The following is a 377-nucleotide window of genomic DNA, read 5'->3' as shown; positions in this document are numbered from 1 at the left end:
GACAGCGCCCGTCGCTGTGGCCTGTATCACGGCCGTCTGGAAAAACAGGCGACCTTTGACGCTGAGAAATTCTGGGATGAGTATCAGCTTGACGGTCTGACCATTAAAACTCTGCCAGGCGTCTTCAGCCGCGACGGTCTGGACGTGGGCAGCCAGCTGCTGCTCTCCACCCTGACGCCGCATACGAAAGGCAAAGTGCTGGATGTCGGCTGTGGCGCGGGTGTACTGGCGACCGTACTGGCGAGCCATTCGCCAAAAGTGCGCTTAACCCTGTGCGATGTGAGCGCCCCGGCGGTTGAAGCAAGCCGCGCAACGCTTGCTGCAAACGGCCTGGAAGGCGACGTGTTTGCCAGCAACGTCTTCTCTGACGTGAATGG

The 377-nt window shown here is 60.2% G+C and carries 1 protein-coding gene; it reads left to right on the top strand.

All coding sequences use genetic code 11. The features are described 5' to 3' along the window. The coding region (locus CSV68_RS16905; RefSeq protein WP_143561037.1) for a methyltransferase at positions 1–377 on the top strand (377 nt) is incomplete at both ends.

This window comes from Sporosarcina sp. P29 (assembly GCF_002743265.1).
In the GTDB taxonomy this organism is placed as follows: Bacteria; Bacillota; Bacilli; order Bacillales_A; family Planococcaceae; genus Sporosarcina.
Note: the sequence above shows the minus strand (reverse complement) of the source record. Positions and strands in the feature narration are given on the sequence as shown.